Source organism: Aquabacterium sp., assembly GCF_048860245.1.
In the GTDB taxonomy this organism is placed as follows: Bacteria; Pseudomonadota; Gammaproteobacteria; order Burkholderiales; family Burkholderiaceae_C; genus Aquabacterium.
Genome location: NZ_JBLIZW010000099.1, coordinates 1 through 3,209, shown reverse-complemented (window position 1 = coordinate 3,209; position 3,209 = coordinate 1). Strand labels below are relative to the sequence as shown.

Annotated in this window: 3 protein-coding genes; all 3 read left to right on the top strand. The window is 61.7% G+C overall.

Translation table 11 applies throughout. The annotated features are described in order from the left end of the window. Window positions 1-801 (top strand): F0F1 ATP synthase subunit gamma (atpG, locus tag ACMV18_RS11345; protein WP_420817928.1); only part of this gene is annotated, 801 nt, incomplete at its 5' end. A gap of 34 nt (window positions 802-835) precedes the next feature. After that, window positions 836-2,248 carry a F0F1 ATP synthase subunit beta gene (atpD, locus tag ACMV18_RS11340; RefSeq protein ID WP_339582218.1) on the top strand — a complete coding sequence of 471 codons (1,413 nt, stop codon included), beginning with the start codon at window positions 836-838 and terminating at the stop codon, window positions 2,246-2,248. A gap of 169 nt (window positions 2,249-2,417) precedes the next feature. Further along, window positions 2,418-2,834 (top strand): F0F1 ATP synthase subunit epsilon, encoded by a 417-nt coding sequence (locus tag ACMV18_RS11335; RefSeq protein ID WP_320365325.1) that lies wholly within the window; start codon window positions 2,418-2,420, stop codon window positions 2,832-2,834. Window positions 2,835-3,209 lie beyond the last annotated feature (375 nt).

Here is a 3,209-nt window from a genome sequence, read left to right as displayed (position 1 = left end):
GCCATGGAAATGGTCGCGGCTTCGAAGATGCGCAAGGCGCAAGATCGCATGCTTGCGGCTCGCCCCTACGCTGAAAAGGTGCGCAACATCACGGCGAACTTGGCCAAGGCCAACCCCGAGTACGTCCACCCCTTCATGCTGCCTGGTCAAGGCGGCAAGAAGGTGGGCTTCATCGTGGTGAGCACGGACAAGGGTCTGTGCGGTGGTTTGAACACGAACGTGCTGCGTGCCGTGACCAACAAGCTCCGTGAGCTGGACGGTCAAGGCGTCAAGGCCGACGTGGTCGCCATCGGCAACAAGGCCACTGGCTTTTTCAACCGCATCGGTGCCAATGTCGTCGCGCAAGTCGTCGGCATGGGCGACACCCCGCACTTGGAAAAGCTGATTGGCCCGGTCAAGGTGCTGCTCGACGCTTACACCGCTGGTGAACTCAGCGCTGTCTACCTGTGCTACACCCGTTTCATCAACACGATGAAGCAGGAGCCCCAGGTCCAGCAACTGCTGCCTCTGGCGGCCGACGAGTTCGCAGGCGAAACGACTCATGCATGGGAATACATCTATGAGCCGGACGCCAAGCTGGTGATCGACGAGTTGATGACCCGTTACGTTGAAGCGCTGGTTTACCAGGCTGTGGCAGAGAACATGGCTTCGGAGCAGTCGGCTCGCATGGTGGCCATGAAGGCCGCGACCGACAACGCCGGCAATGTGATCAAGGAACTGAAGCTGGTCTACAACAAGACCCGCCAGGCTGCGATCACGACCGAGCTGTCCGAGATCGTCGCCGGTGCGGCTGCGGTCTGATCCGAAGATTTTGAATTGATTGAAGGAACGAAAAATGGCTGACACGCAAACAGTGGGCAAGATCGTTCAGTGCATCGGCGCCGTGGTGGACGTGGAGTTCCCGCGTAACCAGATGCCCAAGGTGTACGACGCTCTGAAGATGGAAGGCTCTGCGCTGACCCTCGAAGTGCAACAGCAGTTGGGCGACGGCATTGTCCGTACCATCGCGCTGGGTTCGTCCGACGGCCTGCGCCGCGGCATGCAGGTGTTCAACACCAACGCTCAGATCACCGTGCCCGTGGGCCCGGCTACCCTGGGCCGCATCATGGACGTGCTGGGCAACCCCATCGACGAACGTGGTGAAGTGTCGCAGGCTCAAACGGCCCCGATCCACCGCAAGGCTCCCGCTTACGACGAACTGTCGCCCTCGACCGAGCTGCTGGAAACCGGCATCAAGGTGATCGACTTGGTCTGCCCGTTCGCCAAGGGCGGTAAGGTGGGTCTGTTCGGTGGCGCCGGTGTGGGCAAGACCGTGAACATGATGGAACTCATCAACAACATCGCCAAGGCTCACTCGGGTCTGTCGGTGTTCGCTGGTGTGGGTGAGCGTACCCGCGAAGGCAACGACTTCTATCACGAAATGTCGGACGCCGGCGTGGTGAAGCAGGACAACCTGGCCGAATCCAAGGTCGCCATGGTGTACGGTCAGATGAACGAGCCACCGGGCAACCGTCTGCGCGTTGCCCTGACCGGTCTGACGATGGCCGAAGCCTTCCGTGACGAAGGCCGTGACGTGCTGTTCTTCGTGGACAACATCTACCGTTACACCCTGGCCGGTACCGAAGTGTCTGCTCTGCTGGGTCGTATGCCTTCGGCTGTGGGCTATCAGCCGACGCTGGCCGAAGAAATGGGCCGTCTGCAAGAGCGCATCACCTCGACCAAGGTCGGCTCGATCACCTCGATCCAGGCCGTGTACGTCCCTGCGGACGACTTGACCGACCCGTCGCCTGCCACGACCTTCGCCCACTTGGACTCCACCGTGGTGCTGTCGCGTGACATCGCTTCGCTGGGCATCTACCCCGCTGTGGACCCGCTGGACTCGACCTCGCGTCAGCTGGACCCGCACGTGGTCGGTGAAGAGCACTACCAAGTGGCCCGCGCCGTGCAAAACACGCTGCAGCGCTACAAGGAACTGCGCGACATCATCGCCATTCTGGGCATGGACGAACTGGCTCCGGAAGACAAACTGCTGGTGGCCCGCGCCCGTAAAATCCAGCGTTTCCTGTCGCAGCCTTTCCACGTCGCCGAAGTGTTCACCGGCGCACCTGGCAAGTACGTGCCTCTGAAGGAAACCATCCGCGGCTTCAAGATGATCGTGAACGGCGAGTGCGATGCACTGCCCGAGCAGGCCTTCTACATGGTTGGCACGATCGACGAAGCCTTCGAAAAGGCCAAGACGATGCAATAAGCGGCGCACTCGGGCGTGGTTCGGCGTTGCCGTGCTCACCGTAGCTTCCGCTACGGTGGTGCGCAGCGCCTTGATCCACACCCGATTGCTTGCTTCTTGCGCCGTTTGAGATCGTGTGAAAGCTGTCTTCGGACGGTGCAAATCGTTGAACCTCTTTTGAAAGCTCGATATGTCCACCATTCACGTTGATGTGGTCTCCGCCGAAGAGTCGATCTTCTCGGGCGAAGCCACGCTGGTGTCCCTGCCGGGTGAGGTGGGTGAGCTTGGCATCCTGCCGCGTCACACCCCGCTGATCACCCGCATCAAGCCGGGCGCCGTGCGCATCCAGCGCGCTGACAACAACGAAGAAGAGTTCGTCTTCGTGGCTGGCGGCATTCTGGAAGTGCAGCCTCACTGCGTGACCGTGCTGGCCGATACCGCCATCCGCGGTCACGACCTGGACGAAGCCAAGGCGACCGAAGCCAAGCGTTTGGCCGAGGAAGCCGTGCAGAACGCCAAGGGCGAACTGGACCTGGCCCGCGCGCAAAGCGAACTGGCCGAACTGGTGGCTCAGTTGGCTGCCATCCGCCGCCTGCGCAAGAAGTGATCTCGTGCCCGACAGGCGCTTGCGCCTGTCCTGGTACCGAAGCCCGCAGCTCATCCCTGCGGGCTTTTTTGCGTTTGGGGCGCACACCGAGGAGAGGGGGCTGTCTGGCGCATGGGACTGGTCGTGGCATGTCCTTGCCCAAGGCCGGCACCACGGTAAGCCGCTGACGAGGGTTATCCATTCGGGGCAAGCGACCTTGGCTGCGGGACCGGGTGTCTCTAAGCTGGATTCCAATCGGAATCGGCATGGGAGCGAGCATGGCAGCAGGGACAGCGAGCAGCGCGTCGGCACAGGTGCGCCGGTTGGGGTGGTTGCAGTACGCCGCGGTGTTCGGGGCTTTGCCCTCGCCGCAGGTATTGCCCAGCAACGTGGACT

Bases quoted from the DNA above. Each gene is read 5' to 3' on its own strand.
- atpD (WP_339582218.1), top strand. From the start codon at position 836: ATGGCTGACACGCAAACAGTGGGCAAGATCGTTCAGTGCATCGGCGCC.
- ACMV18_RS11335 (WP_320365325.1), top strand. From the start codon at position 2,418: ATGTCCACCATTCACGTTGATGTGGTCTCCGCCGAAGAGTCGATCTTC.